The sequence below is a fragment of the Schleiferilactobacillus shenzhenensis LY-73 genome (assembly GCF_000469325.1).
Taxonomy (GTDB): domain Bacteria; phylum Bacillota; class Bacilli; order Lactobacillales; family Lactobacillaceae; genus Schleiferilactobacillus; species Schleiferilactobacillus shenzhenensis.
This window is the reverse complement of sequence record NZ_KI271613.1, coordinates 1-25,245: the sequence shown is the minus strand read 5'-3', so window position 1 is coordinate 25,245 and position 25,245 is coordinate 1. Positions and strand designations below refer to the sequence as shown.

Below are 25,245 nucleotides of genomic sequence, written 5' to 3'. Positions count from 1 at the left end.
CTTATTGGCGATTGCATAGACGGTATCAGCATCCCAATCGTACTGTCCGTTGGGCAGTTTCCTCGCTTTTAAGATCCCTTCTTTGCGCCAGCGGCCCAGGGTTGGGCGGCTGATTTGCAGGATCTGTAAGACCTCTTTCGCTTGCATGACATAATTGTATCATGAATTATGTTTTGATAGGGGGTTGCCCAGAAACTTTTGTTATACCCCGTCAGGCGGCCAAAGAACACGTGGCCTAGCTCGTGCAGAATGACCTGGACCACCAGGGTCGCAGTAGCGGCCGCGAGAAGAAGCAGATAATCCCGCCAAGACGCCGGTCCCATGGCGACGCCGGTGGCGACACCCAACCCGGCTGCAATCAGAATAACGACGACCTTTCTCACAGCGAACACCTCTCTTTGCTTGTCATCTTACCAGAAAACGAAATGGGGTGCGGGTGAGCAATTTACTTGTCGAGGCGAATCGGTACGGGCATGATAAAGATGAAATGACGTGTACTGAAAGGAGGAACCAGCCATGGCCAAGCGCACTTTCAGCAACCGCACCCTGGCGCAACTGCAACCCAGTGGTGAGGGTTTGCTGGCAATCTTGTCCATCATGATCATTCCGGCGTTCTTCTCCACGTTTTACTACCAGGGCGACCCCGCCGATACCGCCCACCACATCGGGCAGTGGACGTTTGCTGGCCTCTTGCTTTTGCTGGTCGTTACTGGAGCACTCATGCTTACGGCGCGGATGGTTCTGCACCGCCGGCAGCAGGCGGGTGATGCCGCGGCCAAGACGGCGATGGAGAAAGCAAAGCCCAGTGTGCAGACTCTCGTTCGGCAGCAGCTCATCGGTATCATTATCGGTATCGGGGCGGGCGTGTGGTTGGTGTTTGCCATACACGATCTGATTCAGCCCCAGACGATGATGCCCCGCATCGATAACATCCAGACGGTGGCCATGCTCATCGTTCTGCTGGCGTGGACGATTGGCGGGACAATCAGCGCCCACGTTCAATTGAAACGATGGCCAAAGTAGTCTTACTTTGGCCATACTGCATCAAACGATAGGGGTGTTCTTCTCCTGCGCTGTCCATTCGTCCCGCAGCACCCCATACTTCACTGAATCCCAGTACCGGCCCTGCCAATAGCGCACCTGCCGGATCTGGGCTTCTTTTTTCATGCCCAGCTTTTCTGCCACCCGCATCATCCGGATGTTCCCGGACCAGGTGGTCAGGCCGATGTGAGGCAGATCAATCATGCTGAAGACCCGGGTCAGCCATTGCTGCAGCGCTGCCGTGCCCACGCCCTGGCCCCAAATATCATCGACGAAAATGACGATGCCCACATCCAGCCAGCGCTGGAGCTTGCCGTCATCGTAGTAAGCGAATAAGCCGCCCACCAACCGCTCATCCAGCCAGATGCCATTCTTGAAGGGGTCGTGGGCGTATGACCGCAGCTCCTCCAGTGTCTCTGGCTTGTCGTTGAAATACGGGCCGTTCCAGTTGTTCCATTCACCGCGGCCGTGGCCGTAGGCGATGTCCCACAAGGTGGGAATGTCTGATTGTTGGAACGGGCGAATCGTGACTGTCATATGCATCCTGCTTTCTCTGTTCGTTTCTGGCAGTATAGCACGCCGCCCTGCCCGCTTTCGAGTGACGCGGTCCCGAGCCAATCGTCTCGTCGCATTTCTCTCACGTATTCACTATTCTGTAATCGATTCCAACTTTATAATTACCACCTTTTTCATGACAGAAACATCCCTAACTTCCCCGTCGCATATCCGCGACGGGTTTTTGTGTCCGCGCCTTTCTCCCGGCCAATGCCTTATAATTAGGGGAGACAGATTGGGGGATGTGCAGATGGCAGAAGAAAACGCACCGCAGCGCCACAACTTGAAAGTCACGATTCCGCACCAGATCGTTGATGAACTGGGGCTGAAGTCTGGGGACGACGTGAAAATCCACATTACGGATAATAATGTGGTCATCGAAAGCGACAACAACGCCAGCGAACGGCAGGAGATCAAGATTCGCTGGTTCGTCTTGCCCGCGCTGATTGCGACGATTATCTTCTTGACGTTCGCCTTGGTTCGGCAGAGGGACCTGATCCCGCTCACCGGCAGCCTGTCGATTAGTACGGCCGTTATCATTCTGGGCGTGGTCAGCGGCATCATCTCGTTCACCACGTTCTATATCCGCAACCATAAGGAGGACCGCAACCGCGCGCTGAAGGGCTTGTATTGGCGCAACTTCCCGGTGATTCTGATTTCTTTCACTATCATCCTCGCCCTGACGCTGATCGCCATCTTCTGGTTCATGGGCATTCTCTTCAAGGGCGCTGCCTTCGACCCGTACACCGCCGGTGCGCTTTTCGCCCTTTTCACGATGACCATCAACTACTTCATGATTTACGCCGCACTGCATATTAATTCAGAAATGATGGTACGGCTGCTGATCCTGGTCATTGTCGGCGGGGTGCTGGCGTCAATGATCACCAACAGTGACAATCACTGGTGGGAAACAAACCTCAGCTTCTTAGGCACTCAGCACGCTAACTACAGCTGGCAGTTCAACCTGACCCTGATGGTCTCTGCGCTGCTCATGGTGGGCCTGATCGACTATCTCTTCGTGTGGCTGCACCGCAAGTACCCCCACGACCTCGGTCTGAATACTTTGCGCGTCCTGCTGACGGTGATGGCTTTCTCCCTATTCGGCGTCGGTGCCTTCGCCAACAACGGTAAGGGCCTGCTGCATCTGCTCCACGACATTGCCGCGTGGGGATTGGTCGCCGTTCTGGGCGTGACTGTTATCCTCATTCGCTGGCTACTGCCCAAGGGCTCGCGGCAGTTCCAGGTCATTTCTGACATCATCGTTGGCCTTCTGCTGATTGACTTTATCCTCTTCAAGTACGTCGGCTACTTCTCCCTAACCGCCTTCCAACTGGTGGCCTTCGACCTGGCCTTCTCGTGGATTCTCCTGCTGTTAGGCAGCCTGCGCCGGTTATCCCACCGGGATGATCTGACCATGACGGTGGTCCTCCAAGAAGAAGGAACCGCTGATGCAAAGGGCGCATCAGCGGGGGAGCAGGCCAGTGAGCCGCCCGTTGATGATGCAGCAGCTTCAACGACTGAGAAGCCGGCTGGTCCTGAGTCCAAGCTGTGAAACTCGCTGAGTATTTATCTTTAGTTGACCGGTTGAACCGGCATGCGAGCTTTAACGGTGTGATGCAGGTCGTGACACCGACGCGGACCGTTTATGCTTATGCCGGCGGTTTGGCGGATATTGAGAGAAAAGTGCCGTTCACTGCGGATACGGTGACCGGCATTGGGTCGCTGTCGAAGCAGTTTTTAGCCGTGGCTGTCATGCAACAGGTGGCGGCTGGGCGGCTGCGCCTCACCGACCGGTTGGGCGCCTATGTACCGGAATATTCTGCCGGCAGTCAGGTCACTCTCGCGGACTTGCTCACCATGTCCTCGGGCATCCCCGATTATCCAACGTTACTGCAAAAACAGCACCCGACCGACGCCGCGCTGGAGACGAATCCCCAGAGCGTGCGCCGGTTGGGTGCTGCTTTGTCGTTGCCTGAATTGCTATCGCTGTTGGGGGACCAACCGCTCCAGTTTGTGCCCGGCAGTCATAGTTCGTATTCAAATACGAACTATGTCTTGCTTGGTATCATCCTGGCGCGGGTGTTAAACAAACCGCTTGGTCAGATTCTGGAAGATAATCTCTGGACCCCTCTTGATCTTTCAGCTACCCAGCTGGGTACCCGGCACGCCCAAGCCCTCCGCTACTTGCCATGGCACGACGAACTGGTCTTTGTGGGGCGGGGCCAGCACACCGTCGCCGACAGCGGTATTGTTACCTCGGCCACGGATTACGCTAACTGGCTGCAGGCTATCCTTACCAGCAGTGACCGCTTGTTGCCGGCCCCGGCCTGGGACCAAATCTTCACCATTCATCATGACTTCTATGGCATGGGCTGGTTTCAACACGGACCATGGTATTGGCACAGCAGCCTGATCTTAGGCTACCAAGCGGATGTCTTTCTCTCCTTCGACCGGCAGCTCGCCGTCTTCTGGTTCACCAATGTGCGGTTTTTGACAGCGTCGGCGAAGGACTGGAATCGGCAGCAGCGGGAATGGCTGGATGGGTTAACACGTTAGGCAAACGGGTTGCCATATTTCTGACAATATTGATAGAACCCCAGCCGGTAGAGATCAACGTCCTGGTGAACCTGTGCGGCCGGCTTAAACTGAATCATATTCAATACTGCTTCGGTGAAGTCCAACGGGGCGGTACCGTTGGCTGTGACCAGGTTGCGGTCGCGGACTGCTTGCTGTTGGACGAAACCCGCCTGGTTTTGATAGTCCGTATCATCCCGCCAGAGATACTGAGCGTTGCCAGTATGCTGATAGTGGTTCAGGAAACCATTCCGAGCCAGATAATCCACCGCGCCGCAAATGGCTGCAACGGGTTGGCCGCGGTTCAGGCGTGCCGCTACTAATTGCGTCAGCGGCGCATTATCGGCAGACCAGGAATCGCCGCCAATCAGGACCAGCAGATCAATCGTGGCCGGCAAGTCCACGAGCAGATAGTCCACCGTCGTTGTGAAGCCGCCAATGGAACGCACCGTCCGTTTTGTTGACGCTGTCTTGACCGTCCAGTCCGGCGCTGGGTTCAACGTTCTGGCCAGATAAGCCCCTTCCCAATCGGCGTACTGATCCAGCATGACAAAAATCGCTTGTTTCACCGTTCAGATCTTCTTTCTCGGCTTAAATGAGAACCGTATGTTCCCATCGTAGCACAGGAAGAAAAGAACTGCTCACGCCGGCAGCATCTTCAGCCAAAACGAATCCATTGCACTGTGCTCCCCACCGCCCAGCGGCTGCAGCAGTGGCGTGAACCCCAATTCTCGGTACAAGTGCATCGCAACCGTCAAGGTATGGTGGGTCTCCAAGTAGACACATTCATAGCTGGCCGCCCGAGCGAACGTCAACGCAGTAGCCATGAGCTTTTTACTGATGCCTTGGCCTCGCGCCGCGGACGCCACGTATAACTTTTGCAACTCAGCCACCTGCGGCGTGTCGCTGTACTGGGCAATCCCCGCCCCGCCAACGACTTGCCCATTCTGGACAGCCACAAAGTACGCCCGCCGCGGCGCGGCTGCATAGTATGCACTCAGGTGGGACAGCTCGGGGTCGAAGTAGGCCGTCCCCGGAATGGCCAGGCCGACAGCGCTCAACGAAGTCCGCACAATGCTGGCCATGACCACGTCGTCCGCCGGTACCAGCGGACGAATGATGATTGGTTCTTCGGATTGTTTAGTCATCGTCACGCAGCCTCCCGCCATCATTCCACTGACCGATCATCTGATGGTCCCGGCACGCGGTCACCAGCTTGTGCAGCCGGGACCGGAATAAACCCTCGTCATCCCGGGGAACGCCCCGCCGCACATCGACCCAGCATTCACCTGCGGTCGTATGATGGGCCGCGAGCACCGGCGAAAGTCAGTACAATTCCGCGCGGTCAAATGGTTCTCCGGTACTGCTAAGCTCACGGCTTACGCATCCCCCGGGGTCATCTTGCCATTGTGGATCTTCTCGACATCCAGGAACCAGTGATCTTCCGGGTCCCCCTTCAGCGCGGTGAAGGGCACCGGCTTCTGACCGGCTTCTTCCACTTTCGCCAGCAGATAATTCTTCAGGATCCAGCCGTCTTCTAACGACTTCTGATGCAGGTTGAGGACCCGCTCCAGTTTGGTTTCAGAAATGCCTAGGTCGGCGCAGATTTCTTGGCGAGTGAGACCGGCCAATTTGATGTTTTCGCGGAATTCATTGATCGTGGCTGCTTTTTGACTGGGTGTTAAGCTCATCTAACCATCTTCTTCATCAGTATTTGTGTTTCCATCCTACCAGGTTTGTCCCTTCAAGACCAAAAAAGCATCCCGGCCAAACTTTGCCAAGATGTCCTTGAAAGATTGTCTATTCGTCAGCTCCGACTTGTCAATACCTGCCGCCAAGCATCCAGCACCCCATCTGGCCGAGTATACAAAATCTGCGTATCGGCCTTAATGGTCTGAATGAACGGGAAGTACAGATAATCGTGGTTGGTGTCGACCTTGGGCACCGCGAATGCTGTCCTCACTGAAGGTGGTATCGCTCAGATCCTCGATCAGCGACTGGTACTTCATATACGCATCGTCGTAATCGTTGGGGCTCTCAATCAGCGGCACGAATTGTTCCCCGTGGAACAGCACGTCCGCCGGTACCTCCTGGGACGGCTCGGTCACAATGTGGTTCAGCGGCAGCTGCAGCGTCCCGGCCTGCTTATCCTTGCCGAAGACGAAGGTCAGCTGGGCATCCGGATCGGTCTTGCCGCCGGTAGCCAGCGTAATCAGCGCCCGCGCTGCCGTGTTCAGCGGATCGTTGGGCAGGGCCAGCTTGCTTAGCCGGGCCTGGGCCAGCGCCACCGCGTTATTCTCCTTGGCCGCCAGGCTGATCTGCTTGAAGATGTCAGAAAGCTCAGCCGGCGGCACGATCTTCGCCAATCCGTTGCCCAATTCTGCCAACCATTCCGGCCGGCTGGCGACCCGCTCCGCAAACGGGGCAAAGGCCCGGGCAATGGCCTCGTTTTTGGTCGTCGGCTGAGGCTTAGCTAAGTGCCCGTGAATCAGCCAATATTCCCACTGCTGACGGGCAATCCCGGCAAACTGACCGGCATGGTCCACCGGCGTATGCTTCTCTGGGTCCTCTGCAATGTGGTCCACATAAATATCATCGGCCGTCACGTCGTCATCCGCCCAGGCATCATCAACTTCGCCGCCATAGCACTCAACCACTTGGCCAATCAGCGAACTGATCGTGATCCCGTCGATGCTGGCCACCGCCGGCACGCCTTTCTTCACGACCAATAACTGCTGCTTCGGGTAGAAATACGCCACCGCATATCGTTCAAACGACGTCCCCGCCGCAGCCAGGATCACCTGGCAGTCGTCACCCAGCCGCAGGTCCTTGGCCACACCCTGGGTCCGCGCCGGCAGCTGCAGCAGCGGTACCGCCCCCTGGAAGTTCCCACTCCCAGACTTCAGCCACGCCGCAAATGCTTCATTCTGATCATTATCTTCACTCATCGTCATCGCCTCTGACTCTAGTATACCGTTCAAAGGCCAGAAACGTGGGATTACTTACTCACCGCGTAGCTGATGTCGTTCTAAAAAGACGGTGTGACAGAACTCTTTCGGGCGCCGTGCCAAAGCTCCGACAAAATGGGCTGGAACGTGGTGAGCACGGCTTGAATCAATTTTGCTCCCGCTTGCTGAGCGTTGGCACTCAATCATGCCGAAATTCGAGTTTTGTCACGCCCCAGCAGACCTTGTACTTGAACTAGCACTTGAACTTCTCATCTTCAGAAAGCCACAGACCAAAATCCACTCACCAACATCGTCAATCAACCCCATACCCCCCTGCACTTGACCCACTGATTGCGCGCACTTAGCGCAATCAGAAGAGCCGCCGCGGGGGGAGGGCCGCGACGGCTTCAGGAAAGGGAAAATCATGAAGAAAAAGTTTTGGTTGTTGGCGGTCATCAGGAAGTTCGTTGGCCTCGTTCCTGTTGACATTTTCTATACTACGGGTCACCTGTGACGAATCAGTGAACTCCCCGTGGCCCTTTCTTGAACCTTTCTTACCGGATCATTAAGCCTTGTAGCCGAAGTCCGGGATGGCACGCCAGCGGCGGCGGATGGTATGGGCAACGAGCTTGGGCCGGCGAGTGCGGGTGAAGACGCCCTTGCGGTTGCCGTCAACGCGAACGATGCCTTGGGTCGTGTTGAAGTCGGCGAAGTTCCAGATCTGTTCACCAATGAAGAAGGGCCGCTTGTCGAACTGGGCATCCATGCGGTCAATGTATTCCGCCTGGTACTCCTCGTCGAACATCCGGGGCACAGCGTCGTGGAGGCCTTCAATGGTGTCGGCCCCATACTCCGTGAACATCACCGGCTTATTCTGCTTGGCCCAGAAATCCAGCTCAACGTTCAGCGCGTCGGTAGCCGCGTCCAGGTCGCCGCCGAGCACATACCAGCCGTAGTAACGGTTCAGGCAGACCACATCCATGGTGCGGGTGACGATGTCCTTCTCGTAATCGTTCTGGCAGCACACCAGTGTGACGGGCCGATTCTCCGGGTCCAACTGGTGGGCGAGCTGGTATAAGTTATGGAAGTAATCGTAAGCGGACTGAGGGAACGCCGCTGTCTCAGGTTCGTTGGCCAGGGACCACATTACGACACAGGGGTGATTCTTGTCCCGGTCGATCATGTCCCGCAGGTTCTGCTTGTGCAGCGCCCCGTTGTGCATGGTCTTGTAGGCATCGGCCTTAGTGCCCCGGCCTAGCCCGACCGCCGGTGTCTCGTCAATCACGACGATGCCTTCCCGGTCGCAGAGTTCGTACATTTCTTCCGCGTAGGGATAGTGGCTGGTGCGGAACGAATTCGCGCCGATCCAGTGCATCAGGCTGAGGTCGGCGACGTCGAACACAGCATCGAAGCCGCGGCCATGGAGCGGGCTGTCCTCATGCTTGCCGAAGCCCTTGAAGTAGAACGGCTGGCCGTTGATCAAGAACTTGGTGCCAGCCACACGCACCGTGCGGATACCGCAAGGCTGACTGTACTGGTCTGCGCCGAAGCTGACGACGGCCGTATAGAGATAGGGATGGCCCGGCGCCCAAAAGTGGGCATTGGCCACGGTTAACGTGCCCGTGGTTCCTTCGCTGTGGGCAACGATCTGGCCGGCCTTATCCAGCAACTCAACCGTGGTCTCGCCGGCCCCTTTGACCGCTACGCTGTAACGCACGATTCCCGTGGTCCCATCAATGTCCGGCACCAATGTGACGTCATCAATGTAGGCCTTGGGCGTGGTATACAGCTTCACCGGCCGCTGAATCCCAGCATAATTGAAGAAATCGAAGTTCGGCTTATTCTGCTTCTTGGCCCGCGCTTGGGCAATGCGCACACTGGGAATACCACCATCGCCAGTCCCGAACATCCCGCTGCCGTCTTCGTTGCCCACGGGCAAGGTAGAAAAGTCCACCCGGTTGTCCACCGCCACGGTGAGCAGCGCCGATTGGCCCAGTGTGAGCTTATCGGTCAAGTCGATCTCGAAGGGCAGAAAACCGCCCTCGTGGCTGGCAATTTCTGTGCCATCTAAGTACACCTTCGCCGTGTGGGTGACGCTGGCAAAACGCAACACGATGCGCTGCCCAGCGAAGAAGGCGGGCACCGTCATGCGCCGCTGGTAAAAAGCCCAGCCGTAATGGTCCCGGTGGGCAGCGTCTGCTTTCTGATCGTTATAGGAGCCGGGTACCGCCATAGTCTCCGCGTCCGTCAACGGCTTGGCGTACCACTGGTCGGCAAAGCCGTGGCCGTCGTCTAACTTAAATTGCCAAATACCGGATAGGTCCACGACCGCCCGGCTGTCTGATTCTCTTGGATATAACATGTTTAGTAAAATCCTCCTGTTCACTGTTCACCCCTTATGATAGCGTGTCCCTTATGTGAAGGATAGAGGGAACTAAAATTTCCTGGTACATTCTGGCCCGCTGCAGCCCGTTAAATTCGTACAAGCTCTTTTGCTTGTCATCGAATTACTGTAAGCGCATAATTATGACGCTGAAGTATGGCTGGGATTTTCCCTTACTTGGGAGAAGAAAGGTTGCGAGCAATATGAAGCATCTGAAGTGGCTATTAGTGTTCGTGCTGACTGCTGTGTTCATGATTTTTGCGGCAGCAAATTTGCCTATGCAAGTAGGTGCCAGCAACACCGATTCCGGTTCTCAGTCTACTGGATTTGTTTCTAACGAAAATGATTTTACTAGTTGGACGCCAGAGCAAATTGCTGCTTTTCTGAATTCAGGAAAGCAGGCCCAAGATGCAAATACAACGTCCTCAGAGTTCCAGGCACTCAATAAGTTCGTGAAAGTTCGGAACAATCAATATTCTCTTGAAGTTCCAACACAATCCGGATTATCTAGTGCCTTGATTGCGGAAGCTCAGCAAGCTATCAGTGCTACAAATCGCGCAGTCAGCGTAGGCCATCTAACTATTGACCCAACAACGCTGGTTGCCACCGATAATTCACAGTTCACTATCCGATCTTTGGCGGCAATGGAGACTCGAGTGATTCCGTGGGCTGTTCGCGTAATTTTTCGAGCAAACTGGGCTGTCAGCACGTTTGCAGCAACGATGATCTTAATTGCCCACTATGGTGGTGAAGCCGCCGACTATGCATACGGGCTAGGCAACCCCTATGCTCTTATTGCTTCGATTGCCGGCAATTTGCTAGCCAATCGAGCCGCAATCATCGGACGAGATGCAGCTTCTTACAATGCATCACACCAGAATGACAAGATTCGTGAGGATATTTACATTACCCATGACGACTTGGCAGTTTGGCACGATTAAAGAGCTGACAACGGTGAATCTTGATACGTAACAGGGAATGCAAACCGAGATTGTCGTCAATTAAAGATTCTGTTGAATAATAATCTATACTCCAGCGAGGTCCTCTGCCCTTTGCAAATCATCACAGAGGACTTTTTATATTTCCAACAACCATACTTACCGGAAAGGACGATAAAAATGCAGCAAAATCTGGTCTCTGGTATCTTCTTTCTAGTTATATTGATTTGTTTTGAACTAATCCTGCGAAGGACAAAGCTCCTCCAATCACAAAAAAATGGGTCTAGTAAGCCACAAGCCAGATTTTTCATTCTGTGGGCGTTCTTAATGAGCATTATCTTTACTTTTTTGCCAGTTACCTATCCACCATTTGATTGGATGTATTTTGCAATGTTACCTCTTAGGGCTTTCTTCGGGTTAGCGGTCATTTTACTGGCATTACTGATGTATTTGATTTCTCTCCTTATATACTACATTCTTAATCAAAAGAAAAAGAATGGTTAGTTTTGCAATGAAAATGTCCGTCACAATTCATTCGCGTAATGTCTTGAAGCTTATGCTCGGATGACGAAGTGTCATCAATTGCCACGTACAGGCGAGCAGATGCGTTCTTAAGTCACCGGAGGAATTGGTGAAACAAGAACCGTGCACCCTGGTGTCGTTAACAGTGCATAATCACCAACACTCAGAACCCTGGTCTATGCACCAACTGAATAGCAAACGGCGCAACCCATTGGGCGGCGCCGTTTTTGACATTATGTAGCACCAACCCAAAAGGTTGGCACCTGCTTCTCCTATGGTATTATTTAATTATCGAGAAAAAACAAAACCAGGAGGAAAAGCATATGCCAAATGTACGCCATTTTACCGACAAAGACAACCAGAAGGTGGTCCTCACTGATGATGGTGACACCATTACGACGAATGGTGGTCTACTCTCCGTTGCCCAATTCTGCGAAGCCAGCGGAATTTTTTCTTCGTTCCGGGATACCATCGAATTCAAAGATTACCGCAAGCTGCCTCTGTACGATAATTACAACTTGCTGGAACAGTACCTCCTCCAGCACATTGCCGGCTACTTGACCGACTCCGCAGCCAATAGTCTGCGTCATGATCCCCTTTTTCAGCTGCTGTATGGCAAGGTCTTAGCAACCCAGTCCACTTTTTCTCGCTTTCTCGGCCGTGCTTCAGATCTGCATACGCTCAAGACACTGCACACCGCTTTAGAGTCGGTCGCTGCGACGTACATCAATCGGCAGGCCAATTCCTTTTTGATTCTGGACATCGACTCCACTTTTTCCGCCACTTATGGCCACCAAGAGGGGGCAGCTTATAATACGCACTATGATAAGTGTGCTCTCAATCCGCTACTGATTGCTGAGGCGACCAGTGGCGGAATGCTGGTCGATGCTCAGTTACGCAGCGGCGACACGTATACCTCGGCGGAGGCAGCTGCTTTTCTGAGCGAAGGCCTGACCCGTTATGCCAGCCACCCCTTAGTGGTCCGGGGCGATAGCGGTTTTGCCGTTCCGAAATTGTACGACTTGGTCGAAGACCGAATGAAGATGTACGTTTTCCGTTTGAAAGCGAACTGCCGCCTTTTCGACATGGCCCAAGCCAAATTTGAAAATGATCCCGACGTGGATCCCCACAAGGCCAATGACGTTCACTATTACACGATCCAATACCGGGCGTACACATGGCGGGAGGCCCGCAAGGTGATCGTCATGGCCACGCGTGACCAGCAACTGGTTCCCCACTACCAATACTTCGTGACAAATCTGCCCTTAACACCGCAAGATGTCGTTGCGGCCTATCGCCAGCGCGGCACCATGGAAAACTACATCAAAGAGGCTAAAAATGGTTATGGCTTTGACCGGACGAACAGCACGGACTTTTTCACCAATGAAGTCCGCATGGTCATGGCCAGCATCGCGTATAACATCATGAAGCGAATGGCCGCTGAGGTCCTGCCTTCATCGGAAAAGCAGAAGTCGATCGACAGCTTACGGTTAGATCTATTTCGGATCGGTGCACGGTTCACCTCCCACGCGGGGGTGTTGACCATTCACTACACGACCAGCAACCCCCAAAATGCGCTATTCTGGCATGTTTACGACAATATCACGAGACTTCGAGAGCAGGCTTGTCCCTCAGCGGCACAAGCGGCCTAAAAGGACAAGCACCACCAACCGAATGCAATGATGGTCAAAGCGTGAGCTTATTTGGTATACCCGTCAGATGGATGAAGAGTGTCCGCTCAGACCAAAACGCGGCGTTGACTGTTCCGATTCGAGTGATGCTGGCCAATAATGGCCAGCTTCATACGGTTCAGCCGGGGATTGGAGTAAGCACTACAATCTCATGCATAGACCAGGAGAACGATTCTGACTCGTCCACGCCTATCAGGGATTCTGTCAAAGCTCTAGTTATACCAACACGTCTCTGAGAACAGTCGTGAAGACATCGTGTCCCGTGTTTACACAAACGGACAGATGCAACCACCCCAATCAAACCGAACAACGTTTAAGTCGTCTCGCCCAAATTGGTGCCGTCATCCACTACCGAGCGTTGCTGTGGATTTACTTCTTCAGGCCTCCCATGCAGTGTCTGAATCGGCTTTGTCACCGCCATCGCCGCCAGTCGTCGCTGCCACGTGCTCACGACGAAGTTCAAGAAGTCCACTTCCGTGATCAAGGGAATGCCCATCTTGTTCGCCATTTGCAGCTTCTCTGTGGTGGGCGCGGTGAACAGGTCGCCGTACATCGCCCCGACCACCACGTAGTCCGTTACGCCCGAGATCGTTTTACGGGCATGGATTCCCACGAATGTTGCCAGTTTGGCCAATTGGCGCTGGGTCATCGTTTCGAAGTGCCCCGAGAAGACGATCGTTTTATCCTGCAGATCCATCGCGTTTCCTCCGTTCTTGCCTCTGGCTACATTGTACCCTACAGCGGGCAGAAATACGCCGTTGTGCGTTTGTGTGCATTTCTTGCTGTCTCTGCGCCTGTAAGCTACACTGGTAGCAGACAGAAAAGAGGAAAAACCGTGTATCAACAACAACGGCTCCAAGCCTTAATCGAGTGGCTGCGGCGGGACGGGCAGCTGACCACGAAACAGATCATGGCGAAATTCAGCATCTCCCGAGAGACCGCCCGCCGGGACATGATGGCCATCGTCAAGCTGGGCCAGGCTCAGCGGACCCATGGCGGCATCGTGCAAACGCAAAAAGCCCTGCCCGTTCTGGATTACCTGGAGCGCCAGCATCAATTCTCGGCAGCCAAACAGGCGATGGCCACTGCGGCCATGCCGCTGATCACCCCGGGCATGACCATGTTCCTCGACGTCAGTACTTCCGTCCTCGCCGTGTGCCAGCAGCTGCACGGCCCCGCGACCGTCTTTACCGACTCGCTGGACAACGCCCTCACCCTGGCGACCCACCCGAACATCGACCTGCGCCTGCTGGGCGGCAAGTTCGAGACCAAGAACCGGCTCTTTTACTCCCCGGAAAGTCTCACCGTTCTTTCCCACGTTGCCTTCGACCTGGTGGTGCTCGGGACAGCCAGCTTGGATAGTCATGGGATCTACGTGAACGATGACAGCGACGCCGCCTTGAAGCGGGAAGCCGCCGCCCACGCCCGGAAAGTCATTGTCCTGGCGGAGCACCAGAAGTTCCAAAAGCAAACACCGTACCTGTCGGCCGTCTGGGGCGACATCGACCTGTTGATCACCGACCAGCCCCTGACCGCCAGTGAACACCTGCCGGATAACGTCACCGTGATCGTGGCTGGAGAAAACGCCTAGCCTGCGGGCCGGGCTTTTCTTTTCCTTCCTAATGCACACAAATGCACATTAATACTTGTAAATACACATTTCTTCCTGTATACTGCAAGGTGAAAGAGAAAGAAAGGGTGATCATCATGTTAAAGTATCCATTGGTTCTGAGTGATATTGACGGGACCCTCGTCAACGCCGACGGCAATATTCCGGATCGGGTCGTGCAGGCGGTGCAGGCTTATAGTGCGGCTGGCGGGCGCTTCGTTCTCGCCTCCGCCCGACCGCCGCTGGCGATGGTCAATCTCGCGCAGCAGCTCGACCTGGCCGTCCCGCTGGTGACCTTGAATGGCAGTCTGATCGTGAATTATGACCCCCACGCCGGCAGTTGGGATGTGTTTTCTGAAACACCGCTGTATGCCCGTGTTCCCATTCAGCTTTACCACGAAATCGTCAGCCACCAGCTCCCCGTCAGCATGAACGTCTACTCCGGCCTGGCCTGGATCGCCAACCAGCACGACCAGTGGAACGACCAGGAAGCGGCCATCACCGGCACTATGCCGCTGATCAAGCCCCTGGCCCAGCGCCTGGCTACTGGCCTGACCGTGCACAAGATCCTCTGCATGGCGGATCCCCCGGTCATCGACGAACTCGCCGCGCTCCTTGCTGCCCATCCCGACTGGCACTTGACCGCCAGCCGCTCCAAGCCGACCTACCTGGAGATCAGCGACCAAGCCGTTTCGAAGCAGACCGCGCTGCATACCCTGGCGGACCACTTCGGGCTGCCGCTGAGCGCCACCATGGCCATCGGCGACGGCGAGAACGATTTGCCCATGCTCACTGAGGCCGGTCTGGGTGTCGCCATGGGCAATGCCCTGCCCACCGTCCGCGCCCGCATTCCCCAATCCGTCGCCAGCAACGAAGATGGCGGGGTCGCCGAGGCCCTGCACGACTATGCCATGGCGGATTAAAAGAGAAAGCCCCAGCAAAAAAGGATCAGCTCCTGCTGTCCGCAGTCTGCGGAACCAGCAAGGGCCGGTCCTTTTCGTGATGGTGCTTTTCTATCCATGATTATTGCCGCAACACGGTTCGGAACGCGCCCCGCAGCAAGAAGTAAAGAATGGGCACGATAACGGCCAGCGCCACGGCGTTGATGGCGGCTGCCGGCGGGCTGAGAAAGGCGGCGATGACCGCCGGCTTGAACGTCATGCCGGCCATGAAGCCTTCAATCGTAGCCACAATGAACGAGGTAATGACCTTCGTGATGGCGGCAATGACTGCAATCACAATGATGTGGCCGCGGGTATCCTCGTGGTGAAACGCGCGGACCAGTGCACTGACCACCAGGGCCATGACAATTACCTCAGACACCGTCAGCCAGCTGGTGGCCGCGTATCCATTGAGAACGTCGAAGCCGCCCAAGCCAATCGCTGCGGCGACCCCGCCCCAGACCCCGCCGAGAAAGAGAATGGCCAGGACCATCAGGGTGTTGCCAAAGTGGATGAACGGCCGGCCGACCATCGCCGGGATGGGAATGCGCAGGATCCAGATACCGATGTAAATGATGGCCGCGAACAGGGCGGTCAGGATGACACGTAATAATTGCCGATTTCTACCAATCGAATTCAAATCTGTTCAGTCTCCTTACTAAGGGCGCACCACGTAAGTCAGCACGATGTCCGGGACGAGCGCTGTGACAACGCGGTACGCCTTGTAGAATAAGTGGGGCGTGTAGACCGACCAGCCCCAGCGGGCAATCGTCAGCGACCGCCGGGTCACCGTAGGCAGATCCAGGAACGGCAGCCGGTTGGCCACGGTGAAGCCGGTCTGGCGGCTCCCCGCATTCGGCCCTGTGAACTGAGAGGTGCGCATGCTGCCAGGAACCAAGGCGAGCACGTGGATCCCCCGCCGGCGCAGCTCCGCGTGCAGACCCTTGCTGTAAGAAAGGAGATAGGCCTTGCTGGCGCTGTAGACCACCATGTTAGGGGACGGCGTGAAGCCGCCGATGGAGGTGACATTGATGATACTGGCGCCGCGGTGCATGTACGGCAGCGCCAACCGGGTGAGCAGCGTCGGCGCCAGGGCGTTGAGCTGGACTGTCTTTTCCTGGTCCGCCGCCGGCATCGCGGCCACGTTTCCGATACGAATCATCCCGGCATCATTGATCAGCAAGCGGACATCGGGCTGTTCCCGGGCCAGCAGTCCCTGGAATTTGTGAAACGACGCCGCGGCCGTTAAGTCGTAGGGCAAAATCCGAAACCGCTGGCCGGGAATCGTTTCCGCCAGGGCAATCAGCCGCTCCTGGCGTCGGGCGACGAGCCAAATCTCGCCCAAGTCGGGCATTTTCTCGGCCACAGCCCGGACGTATTCCCGGCCCAGACCGGAGGATGCGCCGGTGATGATGGCAATCGTGGTCATCGCAGTTACCTTTCCTTTCTACTCGTCTTCAACGTGCAGGCGACGCATCAAGCCCGGCAGCAGCGGGGCATAGTCGATGTCAAAAAACGGTTGAACGTCCCCTTGTTCCACATTCAGTGTCCGCTCGAACGCGGCATCCATGAAGGCCGTCGCCACTTTGGCGGCTGCGGCCAAGCCCTGTTGGTGCAGCAAAGCCCCAACCAGGACGCTGGCAAAGACATCGCCGGCCCCGGAATACGCTTGCGGCTGCGCTTCCGTCGTGATCAAATCTGTCTTTGGGATGCGCCGGGAGACGACCGCGACACCCAGCTGATGATGCATCAGGGGAATGCCGGTCACAACGACGGCTACGCCGAACTTATCTGCCAATTCTTCTGCCAGCTGTCTGGCCTGGGGCTCGGTCAAAACCAGTGCCGGCGGCTGCCCCAGCAGCAGGTACGCTTCCGTCACGTTCGGCGTGATGATAGTGGCAGCAGGTATCAGCGTCCGCAGCTCGGCCACGTAGGCCTCATCCAGCCCGCGATATAGTCTGCCGTGATCCGCCATCGCTGGGTCAAGCAGACGAATCGGCACGCGGGCCAACGTCGGCAGCTGCTTCTGCCACACCGTCAACGCCTTAGGGCCAAGATAGCCGAGATAGATACCATCGACCCCCAGCTGGTCCCATAACGTCCGCCAATGCGTGAGAATCGGCGCGATTTGGCCGCTCAAGTCCAGATACGTATTCCCAGCGTGGGCGGTATTGGTTGACAACAACGCCGTGGGCAGTACCCGCGGCACCAGGTCCAACGCCGCTAAAATCGGTATGGCCACGCCCAATGACACTTGGCCGGCGCCGCAGAGATCCTCGCTGACGATTACAGAATGGTAGGCCACAGAATCACACTCCTTCGCCGTTATTGTACCAAATCCCGGACCGCCCCGTTCTCATTTATCCGCAGCGGCTCTGGACAAGCACCGACCGTTGTCAGGCTGTATCCGGTTCCACCTGTGCTAAACTGAAGATACAACAGGACATTGAGAAAGGAAGATCACATCCATGACTTTAGCTCACTTCCCTGACCATTTTCTCTGGGGCGCCAGCACCTCGGCGTACCAGTATGAAGGTGCCTACAACGCCGACGGTAAAGGCCCGTCCGTGCAAGACACAGCCACCCCGCCCGCCGGCACCGCTGATTTCCAGCTGACCAGCGACGGCTACCACCGCTATCCGGAGGACTTCAAGCTTTTCGGCGACCTGGGCCTGCGCTCCTACCGTTTCTCCATCGCCTGGAGCCGGCTCTTCCCCGCCGGCACCGGCACCGTCAACCAAGCCGGTCTGGACTACTACCAGAACGTGCTCGCTGAATTACAGAAATACGACATCACCCCAGTGGTGACCTTGTTCCACTTTGACCTGCCAGCGGCGTTAGAAAAGCAGGGCGGCTGGGCCAACCGGGCGACGATCAAAGCCTTCGTGGACTATGCCAAAACTGTATTGGACCACTTTTCTCCCCAAATCGTCTATTACCAGACGATCAATGAGCAAAATTCAATGGCCCAGGGGATGCTGCGGGCGGCGCTGGCGGGGCACGGAACGCTGAAGGACGTCGTGCAGGCCAACCATAACATGTTCGTGGCCGCCGCCGAAGTCATCACGTACGCCCACGAACACCATCCAGAAATCAAAATTGGGCCAGCGCCTAACCTGGTGGCCGTCTATCCCTTGACCCCGCGACCAGCCGACGTGCTCGCCGCCACCACATACGACGCCTTGCGCAACCAGCTCTTCGCCGACGTCACGATTCTAGGCCGCTACAACCACGTGGCCTGGCATTTCTTCCAGCAATATGGGGCGACCCCGGACATGGCGCCGGACGACATGGCGATCATCGCCGGCGCCCACCCGGACCTCCTGTACTTCAACTACTATAATACTGAGACCGTGCGGGCCAACGATCCTGGGGACACGCTGCCGTTCACGCCGGTGCGCAACCCGTTCCTGCACCACACCCAGTTTGGCTGGGACATTGACCCCGTCGGCTTCCGCACGACCATGCGCCAGCTGTACGACCGTTATGACCTGCCGCTGATGATCACCGAGAACGGTCTCGGCGCCCACGACCACCCCGCCGCGGAGGGGCAGGTCCACGACCCCTACCGCATTCAGTACCTCAATGACCACATCTACCAGATGCGGCTGGCCATCGGCGAAGGCATCCCGGTCATCGGCTACCACATCTGGTCCGCCGTCGACCTGGTCTCCACCCACGAAGGCTTCACCAAGCGCTATGGCCTCATCTACGTCGACCGCGGCGAAGACAACGCCAGCGGCACCCTCGCCCGCACCCCGAAGGACAGCTTCGGCTGGTACCGGGACGTGATTGCCCAGAACGGGGCGAATGTGACGAGGCCTTACAAATAGCACCACTTATGCAAACCGGTACCTCCCTCGGGCAGTCCGGTTTTATTTAGTTAGTTCAATCAGTTGCGAGTTGTCGGCACAGCTTGTTATGCTATAGGTCAGTAACGGCTGAAAGGAAATCATCTATGGAAATTCTTCTAACCGACGACGAAGCAGACCGCCTCATCGCACTATTCAAATCAACATTCACTCAGGGGACCCGTGTCATTTCCGAGGGTACTAAAGGAACAATTGATATTCGGGCTGTCGGAAACCCAGCTTCAAGATTCCAATTACAATACATGAACGGGTTAAACAATATCCATCTAAACTTCATGGATAACCGAACAAAAAATACGCTAGTACGAATCAACCTAGACACAAAATTCCATGTGAATTCCGATGGAAAAGTTTCAGGCCACCGCGTTGAACTCTTTAGCGCTGAAGAGTTTGAAAAAAAGCATGACGGCGTCACACAAGTTAAAGCCTATCCTCTGCCATACGATGGTCTTCGAGACTGTGACAACTTTCTTGACGCTTTGAGTGAACTCCTGGCGTATACTCATACTCAGAAACAAAACGAATTACGCTTTGTCCTTGCTCCTTCACTGTTGTGAGTCAACGTCCAAAATGAAAGAAGTGATTCAACATGACCTCTGCAACTGATGTCGATGTTATTGCCAAAGATTGGCTTAACGAAATACAAAAAACAGCTCGTTTTTCCAGTATTGACGGGAATCACTTTGGGTTTCAGACACCATTCACAGATCCTTACGGCGACGAGATCACACTGTTGATTACAGCCAAGGACAATAATCGTTTTCTCGTGAGTGATCAGGGATACACCGTTTGGAATTTAGAGAGTCACGGTGTCCGTATCACCAAAAAAGGGAGTACACGCTTTGCATTGTTAGACGGCGTTGTGCGGAATAACCATGTCAACTTTGACGTTGCCACAAAAGATATTTTTCTTGAGGGAACGGCAGACGTTTTGCCCACCGTAATCAACAATGTCCTTGCTGCTGTGTTAAAAGTATCTGACTTTGCCTACATGAGTCATGGCAACATTCGAAGCATGTTTCATGAGGATGTGGCAGAATATTTAAAGGATAATCAAGACAATTTTGCGTTTGAATCCGGATTATCTATTATCGGTGATTCTGGAATGAACTATCCAATTGATTATCTATTTCGGCAAACGTTAAGAGACTCAAGATTAACCAACTTGCACACTACCCTGGACAGAAATCGAACCACAATGATTATGGGTACCTGGTTCGATACCGATAAAGCTCGGAAAAGCCAGTTTTCCTCAGTTCGTACCACATACAATATCGTGATTCCTGAGATCAATTCACAAAACCAACAATTTGTCGACCACTTGGCGACACACCATATTCATGTCATCCCATTCAGTGATAAGAACGCATTCAAACAGGCACTCGCAATTCAAAATAACTAGCCCCTATTGGTAGAACCCCGTAAACTGCATTGAACGAGGCTTTTACCGTAGTCGCATCCTTGCTTTACCGCCTCATTTGGGCCTAGTTAAAGTAAACAAGAAAGGAAGACAACTCACGACAACCCACATCGGCATCATCATGGGCAGCACCCGGCGCAACGCCCTGGGCGCCCGCATTTTTACATACTTACAAACGCAATTCCCGAACACCGACCAAATCACTTACGACTGGCTCGACCTGCGGGATTACCCGCTCCCGCTCTATGATCACAGCGAAACGCCGCTGGAAGACGCCATCAGCGACCCCACCCCGGAGGAGACGCGCTGGCTGACGGCCCTGGCAGCCCAAGACGGCTACGTCATCCTGACCCCTGAGTACGACCACGCGATTCCCGGCGGGCTGAAGAACGCCCTCGATCTCGTCGGCCCCCAAGTGGACCACAAGCCCGTCCAAGTCATCGGCTACTCCCACTTCTCCGACGGCGGGATGCTGGCCGCCGCCAGTATCGTGCCCATCCTACAAATGCTCAAGATGATCGTCCTGCCTGACCCGGTGCTGCTCTGGTCTGCTGACCCCAACTTCACTACTACGGGGCAGCTGGATATGACAGTGGCCAACAGCGATCATTTCGCCGACCGGCTGGCGGACGCCATGTATGATATCGCCTTCTACAGCGCCTTGCTGAAGGCCAATCCGTACCGCCCACGGCACTAAAAAGGCACCCAGTCAGCTGACTGGATGCGCATTTCTCACTCCGGTAAAAAGCCGTGCTCGACAACGTCCAACTGGGCGTGCAGTTCCGTGATGATCCCTTCGAAGTCAGCCATCGTCGGTGATTGCAGTTTCTCAATCAAGGCTTCCGTCTTGTACGTCTCCGCCGCCACCACCGCGTTCACCACGGCAATGACGGCCGCCTCGGAGACCCCGGCACGCAACGGCAGCTTGCGTACGAAGTCGTCGATGATCGCGTTGCCCAGCGCGGTCACTTTCTGACTCTCCTCTGCCATCTGTTTCTGCAGGGCCGGCGGGAAGCGGGCCACGTCGGCGTATGCTTCCATCATGAACTGGAACTCCGCCGGGAACTTGATCTGGAGCGACATCTTGTAGCGTGCCGCGTTGATCACCATCTCGCTCAGCGTCTTGCCGCTGCGCCAGACCGACCAGTCCATCTTCGTGTAGAGCCGCTGGAAGGCGTAGTCGTAGGTATCCTTGTACAGCGCACTCTTATTGCCGAAGTAGTGGAACACCAACCCCTTGGACACCCCCGCCGCCGCGGCGATGGTGTCCGTTTTTGCTTTCAGAAATCCTTTCTGACCAAACTCCGTCATGGCACTGGCGAGGATACGGTCGACCTTCTCTGGGTCCGTTGTGACGTCCTTCATGCGACATCACGCTCACGATATCCGACCACACCCGCAACGACGCCGACCACCACGATGACCAGCATCGTCCAGAGCCAGCCATTCTCCAGTGCATGGACCGGCGCCTGATTCAGCCAGCCGAAGGGCGAAAACTTGCCAGCATTCCTGCCCAGGTTGAGGATCGGGCCAAACATCTCGACAATCAGCCCGGCACCCATGTAGACCCAGAACAAACCGCTGATACGGGGAATGACACCGATGATCGCCGCCGCCAAGCTGACGAAGGCGAGCACCGCCGGCAGGCCGGCCACGAGCATCCGCACCAGATATTTGCTGGGCAACGGCTCGCTGACGGTTGTGTTGCCGCTGTAATACAGGCAGACGATGGCCACAACATAGATGATGGCGGAGAAAATCAAACCAAGAAAGTAATAGCTCAAGCTGATGGTCGTGCGCGTCGGCTTCTCGGCATGCACAATGCCCAGATACCCCTTCTCTTCGTCACTCTTCAACTTGCCCACCAGTTGGGCCCCGGCGACGACGGCCAAGCAGACGAAAACCAGCACGAACATCGCCATGTAAGCCAGTGTCATCTGCAGACTGGCGGCGTTGATTTGCGATACGTCCAGCAGTTTCCGGTACAGCGGGTTAGACTTCAAGACATCGCCGGCACCGCCAAGGACACTGCCCAAGATGGCGCCCATCAGCACGGCGCTGATGAGCCATCCGGCCAGCAGCCCGCGTTCTGTCCGCAACAGCAGTGCCGGAACGGACCGCAACCAGCCCGCCGCCCGGGCGCGGCCTGCGCGTTCCGGCAGGATGCCGGTCCCCAGGTCGCGGGTTCGGGCAATCACGACGGCGCCTCCGGCCAAGACCAGGGCCACGACGGCCAGCATCAATACCGGCCAGTAATTATTATCCGTATAGGCATTCGTCTTTTGCGCCCAGCCGATAGGAGAAAGCCAAGTCAGCTTCTGGTTCTGAATGTCCGTGACCAGTCGGATCAGGTAAGTGGCCGTGAGAATCACGTACGACCACATCTCTGCGCCTTGGGCGGTACTAGCCAACTGGGCCAGTAACAGCGCGACCGCCCCAAAGAACACATTGGCTAACGCCAAGACCAGGCCGAAGAGAATGTTACCGTTCAGGTCGGCGCCTTGCAGGTTGATGGCCATTAGGCTGCCGCTATACAGCACGAACAGCACGACGCTGGTAATCAGCAGCTCCCAAACCGCCGCCATGACCGCAGCCGTTCGGCCCACCGTCCGGGCCCGGACCATTTCTAACAAGCCGCTTTCTTCCTGGCCCCGGGTATCCTTGACCATCAGCGGAATAATGTAGATGGCGTCCAAGATGACCATGAAGACCATCATGATGCCGGCAAACACCGTCGCCGAATTCAGCGGTACACCCTTGGGGATGGCGCCAAAAACACCCGCCATGCCCGGCATCGTCAGCATGTGCTTCATGTCTGCCAGGTCTGTCTTCGGCCCGCCAAACAGCGCCACCATCTTGGTCGCGCCGCTGGCAATCATCATCACCAGGATGACGATCCAGATCAGCGAGAACTTCAGGTTCTGCTTCAGGTTCGCCCGCAGCAGGTACCCCGTGCCGCGACTATTGCGCCACATGCTGCGTCGCCCCCTTGTCGGAATAGTAGTGCAGGAACAAGTCCTCCAAGGTCGGCGGCGTCGACTGGAAGTCCTTGATACCCAGCGGTGTCAGTGCCGCCATCACCTGGCCCAGCACATCATGATCCACCGCGAAGGTCGCGGCGGTCTGGTCGTGATTGGTGAACTTCAAGTCGTACACGCCGCTCTGCTTATCCAGCCCAGTAATCGCCGCATCGGTCTCGACCTGAACCCGCAGCCGCGACAAATGGCGCATCTGATCCAAGTTGCCCTGCTCGATGATCTCGCCCTCGCGAATAATCACGATAGCGTCACACATCTTTTCCACTTCCGACAAGATATGGGAAGAAAGGAGCACCGTCTTACCCGCTTCCTTCAGCTTCAGCACTTCTTGCTGGAAGGTCAGTTCATTTAACGGGTCCAAGCCCGAAGTCGGCTCATCGAAGATGTACAGTTCGGCATCTTGCGACAGCGCCGCAATCAGTGCGACTTTCTGCCGGTTCCCCTTGGAATACGCCCGCGCCTTCTTCTTCGGGTCAAATTCAAAGACCTTCATCAATTCATCGGTCTTGGCCGTGTGGTTCTGACCGTTCAGCCGCAGCAGCAGGTCGACGATTTCGCCGCCGGTCAGGTTGGGCCACAGATACACATCCCCGGGGACATAGGCAATTCGTGGGTGGATCTGTAAATCGTTATGCCACGGATCCTGGCCAAAAACAGTCGCCTCCCCGCCGTTGCGTTTGAGCATCCCCAAGAGAATGCGGATAGTCGTCGACTTGCCGGCACCATTGGGTCCCAGAAAACCCACCACCTCCCCGGTGGGGACATTAAACGTGACATTCTTTAAGGCCTGGGTACGGCCGAAGTTTTTTTGCACGTGATTCAGTTCGATAACGTTCGTTGACATGTTCTTCTCAACTCCTCGACGCAGAGTGTAATCCTGGTTGACCGGCGAGTCAATAGATAATTGACCCGCTAGTCAATTATTTTTCCGCAGGGCGCTGGGCACCAAAAAATCCCGGCCGACCGGATAGCGGTCAACTGGGATTTCTTCTCGTGCTTGTGTTTCAGATTACGGTGCCTTCACCAGGGTCCAGGTCAAATCCGAGTGATACGTCTCGGAGATGACGAAGCTGGTTTGGGGTATGTGCAGTGTCGTCGTACTGTCCAGCGTCGCGGAAAAATCTCCAGTGTAATTATACAAGAGGGTAATTGGTGTCCCGTCTGCCGGAATTGACACATTACCACTGCTCCCAAGGCCTAATGTCAAGGTGGGCGTGTTGGGCAACTCGGTTTGGGGGTACCGTGGAGCGACGGCGAATTTACTGGCGCTGACGGACAAGCTCCATTTGGTACCCTTCACTGCTAGCAAGCCAGTGTTGTTACCATCGAACGCTGTCTCACCAGTTTGCGTAGCCAGCGGTACGTAACTCAGTGTTACGCCATTAGGGTTGAAGAAATCCGCTGCCGTGGGGTTCTTGGCGGTGCCGCTGGCAAGGTCCATGAATCGAAGGTTAGGGACAGAGATAAGTTGGGCTTGATCAGGAGTAACCGTGAGCGGTGTATAATTTGAATACCATCTCACCGTATTGGTGCCGCTTGTTAATGTAATAACTAGTTTCAAATAGTACTTACCTATCGCTGGCGGTTTCCACGAAAAAGTGTCTCCATTCACAGAAGCTGTTGTCTTTACCTCTGTGTAATCTGAATTATATACTGTCCCCCAGATAAATTGCCAACTGTATAGAAAACGACGCAACTCCTTGAGCTGCGCCG

At 55.5% G+C, this 25,245-nt stretch carries 26 protein-coding genes; 11 read left to right on the top strand and 15 right to left on the bottom strand.

Features of this window, described 5'->3' with window-relative positions; all coding sequences use genetic code 11:
* On the bottom strand, positions 1-147 hold a 147-nt coding region (locus tag L248_RS16480; RefSeq protein WP_342665180.1), incomplete at its 3' end, for a helix-turn-helix domain-containing protein.
* Between the two features lie 369 nt (positions 148-516).
* Between L248_RS16480 and L248_RS14025 the strand changes: the two genes are divergently transcribed.
* Positions 517-1,023, top strand: coding sequence for a hypothetical protein (locus L248_RS14025; protein ID WP_022530927.1), 507 nt, complete (start codon positions 517-519; stop codon positions 1,021-1,023).
* Positions 1,024-1,044: 21 nt separating this feature from the next.
* Here the strand turns inward: L248_RS14025 and L248_RS14020 are convergent, their stop codons facing one another.
* Entirely contained in the window at positions 1,045-1,578 is a 534-nt protein-coding gene (locus L248_RS14020; RefSeq protein WP_022530926.1) for a GNAT family N-acetyltransferase, read from the bottom strand.
* A 268-nt stretch (positions 1,579-1,846) separates the two neighbouring features.
* On the opposite strand from L248_RS14020, the gene L248_RS14015 reads away from it, so the two are divergent.
* Together L248_RS14015 and L248_RS14010 are read left to right on the top strand one after the other, a co-directional pair.
* A complete protein-coding gene (locus L248_RS14015) occupies positions 1,847-3,148 on the top strand; it encodes an AbrB/MazE/SpoVT family DNA-binding domain-containing protein (protein WP_155828688.1) in 1,302 nt (433 codons plus the stop codon).
* Positions 3,145-4,152, top strand: coding sequence for a serine hydrolase domain-containing protein (locus tag L248_RS14010; RefSeq protein ID WP_040537003.1), 1,008 nt, complete (start codon positions 3,145-3,147; stop codon positions 4,150-4,152). Before L248_RS14015 ends, L248_RS14010 begins: the two co-directional genes overlap by 4 nt.
* Here L248_RS14010 and L248_RS14005 read toward each other — a convergent pair.
* From L248_RS14005 to uidA, 5 genes are all read right to left on the bottom strand, one after another.
* Entirely contained in the window at positions 4,149-4,739 is a 591-nt protein-coding gene (locus tag L248_RS14005; RefSeq protein ID WP_022530923.1) for a type 1 glutamine amidotransferase family protein, read from the bottom strand. The genes L248_RS14010 and L248_RS14005 overlap by 4 nt on opposite strands.
* 72 nt (positions 4,740-4,811) lie before the next feature.
* Positions 4,812-5,318 carry a GNAT family N-acetyltransferase gene (locus tag L248_RS14000; RefSeq protein WP_040537002.1) on the bottom strand — a complete coding sequence of 169 codons (507 nt, stop codon included), beginning with the start codon at positions 5,316-5,318 and terminating at the stop codon, positions 4,812-4,814.
* Between the two features lie 231 nt (positions 5,319-5,549).
* Positions 5,550-5,861, bottom strand: a complete 312-nt coding sequence (locus L248_RS13995) for a DUF2316 family protein (protein WP_022530920.1) — start codon at positions 5,859-5,861, stop codon at positions 5,550-5,552.
* 195 nt (positions 5,862-6,056) lie between these two features.
* On the bottom strand, positions 6,057-7,118 hold the full coding sequence (locus L248_RS13990) for a hypothetical protein (RefSeq protein WP_040537001.1): 1,062 nt from the start codon (positions 7,116-7,118) through the stop codon (positions 6,057-6,059).
* 565 nt (positions 7,119-7,683) lie between these two features.
* Entirely contained in the window at positions 7,684-9,480 is a 1,797-nt protein-coding gene (uidA, locus tag L248_RS13985) for a beta-glucuronidase (protein WP_022530917.1), read from the bottom strand.
* Between the two features lie 224 nt (positions 9,481-9,704).
* Between uidA and L248_RS13980 the strand changes: the two genes are divergently transcribed.
* Together L248_RS13980 and L248_RS13970 are read left to right on the top strand one after the other, a co-directional pair.
* Positions 9,705-10,442 (top strand): hypothetical protein, encoded by a 738-nt coding sequence (locus L248_RS13980; RefSeq protein ID WP_040537000.1) that lies wholly within the window; start codon positions 9,705-9,707, stop codon positions 10,440-10,442.
* 842 nt (positions 10,443-11,284) lie between these two features.
* A complete protein-coding gene (locus tag L248_RS13970; protein ID WP_022530914.1) occupies positions 11,285-12,613 on the top strand; it encodes an IS1380 family transposase in 1,329 nt (442 codons plus the stop codon).
* Positions 12,614-12,965: 352 nt separating this feature from the next.
* On the opposite strand, the gene L248_RS16150 is transcribed toward L248_RS13970, so the two are convergent.
* Positions 12,966-13,349: a BRCT domain-containing protein gene (locus tag L248_RS16150; RefSeq protein ID WP_022530913.1), complete on the bottom strand. Its 384-nt coding sequence runs from the start codon at positions 13,347-13,349 to the stop codon at positions 12,966-12,968.
* Between the two features lie 138 nt (positions 13,350-13,487).
* Between L248_RS16150 and L248_RS16145 the strand changes: the two genes are divergently transcribed.
* Both L248_RS16145 and L248_RS13955 read left to right on the top strand, forming a co-directional pair.
* A complete protein-coding gene (locus L248_RS16145) occupies positions 13,488-14,243 on the top strand; it encodes a DeoR/GlpR family DNA-binding transcription regulator (RefSeq protein WP_022530912.1) in 756 nt (251 codons plus the stop codon).
* A 116-nt stretch (positions 14,244-14,359) separates the two neighbouring features.
* Positions 14,360-15,184 (top strand): Cof-type HAD-IIB family hydrolase, encoded by an 825-nt coding sequence (locus L248_RS13955; RefSeq protein ID WP_040536998.1) that lies wholly within the window; start codon positions 14,360-14,362, stop codon positions 15,182-15,184.
* Positions 15,185-15,284: 100 nt separating this feature from the next.
* On the opposite strand, the gene L248_RS13950 is transcribed toward L248_RS13955, so the two are convergent.
* From L248_RS13950 to L248_RS13940, 3 genes are read right to left on the bottom strand one after another with little or no spacing between them, the layout of a single operon-like run.
* The gene (locus L248_RS13950) at positions 15,285-15,833 is read right to left on the bottom strand and encodes an ECF transporter S component (RefSeq protein WP_040537009.1); all 549 of its coding nucleotides are present in this window, start codon (positions 15,831-15,833) and stop codon (positions 15,285-15,287) included.
* 27 nt (positions 15,834-15,860) lie between these two features.
* Positions 15,861-16,631, bottom strand: coding sequence for an SDR family NAD(P)-dependent oxidoreductase (locus L248_RS13945; protein ID WP_022530909.1), 771 nt, complete (start codon positions 16,629-16,631; stop codon positions 15,861-15,863).
* An 18-nt stretch (positions 16,632-16,649) separates the two neighbouring features.
* A complete protein-coding gene (locus tag L248_RS13940; protein WP_022530908.1) occupies positions 16,650-17,507 on the bottom strand; it encodes a PfkB family carbohydrate kinase in 858 nt (285 codons plus the stop codon).
* 163 nt (positions 17,508-17,670) lie between these two features.
* Between L248_RS13940 and L248_RS13935 the strand changes: the two genes are divergently transcribed.
* The 4 genes from L248_RS13935 (at position 17,671) to L248_RS13920 (ending at position 21,191) form a co-directional block, all read left to right on the top strand.
* Positions 17,671-19,035, top strand: a complete 1,365-nt coding sequence (locus tag L248_RS13935) for a glycoside hydrolase family 1 protein (RefSeq protein WP_022530907.1) — start codon at positions 17,671-17,673, stop codon at positions 19,033-19,035.
* A 125-nt stretch (positions 19,036-19,160) separates the two neighbouring features.
* Positions 19,161-19,631, top strand: a complete 471-nt coding sequence (locus L248_RS13930) for a DUF6978 family protein (RefSeq protein ID WP_052000088.1) — start codon at positions 19,161-19,163, stop codon at positions 19,629-19,631.
* A 32-nt stretch (positions 19,632-19,663) separates the two neighbouring features.
* Complete coding sequence (locus tag L248_RS13925) at positions 19,664-20,476, top strand: DUF1828 domain-containing protein (protein WP_022530905.1); 813 nt, start codon at positions 19,664-19,666, stop codon at positions 20,474-20,476.
* A gap of 76 nt (positions 20,477-20,552) precedes the next feature.
* Positions 20,553-21,191 (top strand): NADPH-dependent FMN reductase, encoded by a 639-nt coding sequence (locus L248_RS13920; protein WP_022530904.1) that lies wholly within the window; start codon positions 20,553-20,555, stop codon positions 21,189-21,191.
* Between the two features lie 35 nt (positions 21,192-21,226).
* On the opposite strand, the gene L248_RS13915 is transcribed toward L248_RS13920, so the two are convergent.
* The 4 genes from L248_RS13915 to L248_RS16255 all read right to left on the bottom strand — a co-directional run.
* Positions 21,227-21,859, bottom strand: a complete 633-nt coding sequence (locus L248_RS13915) for a TetR/AcrR family transcriptional regulator (protein WP_022530903.1) — start codon at positions 21,857-21,859, stop codon at positions 21,227-21,229.
* On the bottom strand, positions 21,856-23,469 hold the full coding sequence (locus L248_RS13910) for an ABC transporter permease (RefSeq protein WP_022530902.1): 1,614 nt from the start codon (positions 23,467-23,469) through the stop codon (positions 21,856-21,858). Before L248_RS13910 ends, L248_RS13915 begins: the two co-directional genes overlap by 4 nt.
* The gene (locus L248_RS13905) at positions 23,456-24,376 is read right to left on the bottom strand and encodes an ABC transporter ATP-binding protein (protein WP_022530901.1); all 921 of its coding nucleotides are present in this window, start codon (positions 24,374-24,376) and stop codon (positions 23,456-23,458) included. Before L248_RS13905 ends, L248_RS13910 begins: the two co-directional genes overlap by 14 nt.
* Before the next feature lie 165 nt (positions 24,377-24,541).
* Positions 24,542-25,245: hypothetical protein (locus L248_RS16255; RefSeq protein WP_052000087.1), on the bottom strand; the 704-nt coding region annotated here is incomplete at its 5' end.

What these genes read in the sequence shown, in the direction of transcription:
- L248_RS14025 (WP_022530927.1), top strand. Translation starts at nt 517, where the DNA reads ATGGCCAAGCGCACTTTCAGCAACCGCACCCTGGCGCAACTGCAACCC.
- L248_RS14020 (WP_022530926.1), bottom strand. Translation starts at nt 1,578, where the DNA reads ATGACAGTCACGATTCGCCCGTTCCAACAATCAGACATTCCCACCTTG.
- L248_RS14015 (WP_155828688.1), top strand. Translation starts at nt 1,847, where the DNA reads ATGGCAGAAGAAAACGCACCGCAGCGCCACAACTTGAAAGTCACGATT.
- L248_RS14000 (WP_040537002.1), bottom strand. Translation starts at nt 5,318, where the DNA reads ATGACTAAACAATCCGAAGAACCAATCATCATTCGTCCGCTGGTACCG.
- L248_RS13995 (WP_022530920.1), bottom strand. Translation starts at nt 5,861, where the DNA reads ATGAGCTTAACACCCAGTCAAAAAGCAGCCACGATCAATGAATTCCGC.
- L248_RS13990 (WP_040537001.1), bottom strand. Translation starts at nt 7,118, where the DNA reads ATGAGTGAAGATAATGATCAGAATGAAGCATTTGCGGCGTGGCTGAAG.
- uidA (WP_022530917.1), bottom strand. Translation starts at nt 9,480, where the DNA reads ATGTTATATCCAAGAGAATCAGACAGCCGGGCGGTCGTGGACCTATCC.
- L248_RS13980 (WP_040537000.1), top strand. Translation starts at nt 9,705, where the DNA reads ATGAAGCATCTGAAGTGGCTATTAGTGTTCGTGCTGACTGCTGTGTTC.
- L248_RS13970 (WP_022530914.1), top strand. Translation starts at nt 11,285, where the DNA reads ATGCCAAATGTACGCCATTTTACCGACAAAGACAACCAGAAGGTGGTC.
- L248_RS16150 (WP_022530913.1), bottom strand. Translation starts at nt 13,349, where the DNA reads ATGGATCTGCAGGATAAAACGATCGTCTTCTCGGGGCACTTCGAAACG.
- L248_RS13955 (WP_040536998.1), top strand. Translation starts at nt 14,360, where the DNA reads ATGTTAAAGTATCCATTGGTTCTGAGTGATATTGACGGGACCCTCGTC.
- L248_RS13945 (WP_022530909.1), bottom strand. Translation starts at nt 16,631, where the DNA reads ATGACCACGATTGCCATCATCACCGGCGCATCCTCCGGTCTGGGCCGG.
- L248_RS13935 (WP_022530907.1), top strand. Translation starts at nt 17,671, where the DNA reads ATGACTTTAGCTCACTTCCCTGACCATTTTCTCTGGGGCGCCAGCACC.
- L248_RS13930 (WP_052000088.1), top strand. Translation starts at nt 19,161, where the DNA reads ATGGAAATTCTTCTAACCGACGACGAAGCAGACCGCCTCATCGCACTA.
- L248_RS13925 (WP_022530905.1), top strand. Translation starts at nt 19,664, where the DNA reads ATGACCTCTGCAACTGATGTCGATGTTATTGCCAAAGATTGGCTTAAC.
- L248_RS13915 (WP_022530903.1), bottom strand. Translation starts at nt 21,859, where the DNA reads ATGAAGGACGTCACAACGGACCCAGAGAAGGTCGACCGTATCCTCGCC.
- L248_RS13910 (WP_022530902.1), bottom strand. Translation starts at nt 23,469, where the DNA reads ATGTGGCGCAATAGTCGCGGCACGGGGTACCTGCTGCGGGCGAACCTG.
- L248_RS13905 (WP_022530901.1), bottom strand. Translation starts at nt 24,376, where the DNA reads ATGTCAACGAACGTTATCGAACTGAATCACGTGCAAAAAAACTTCGGC.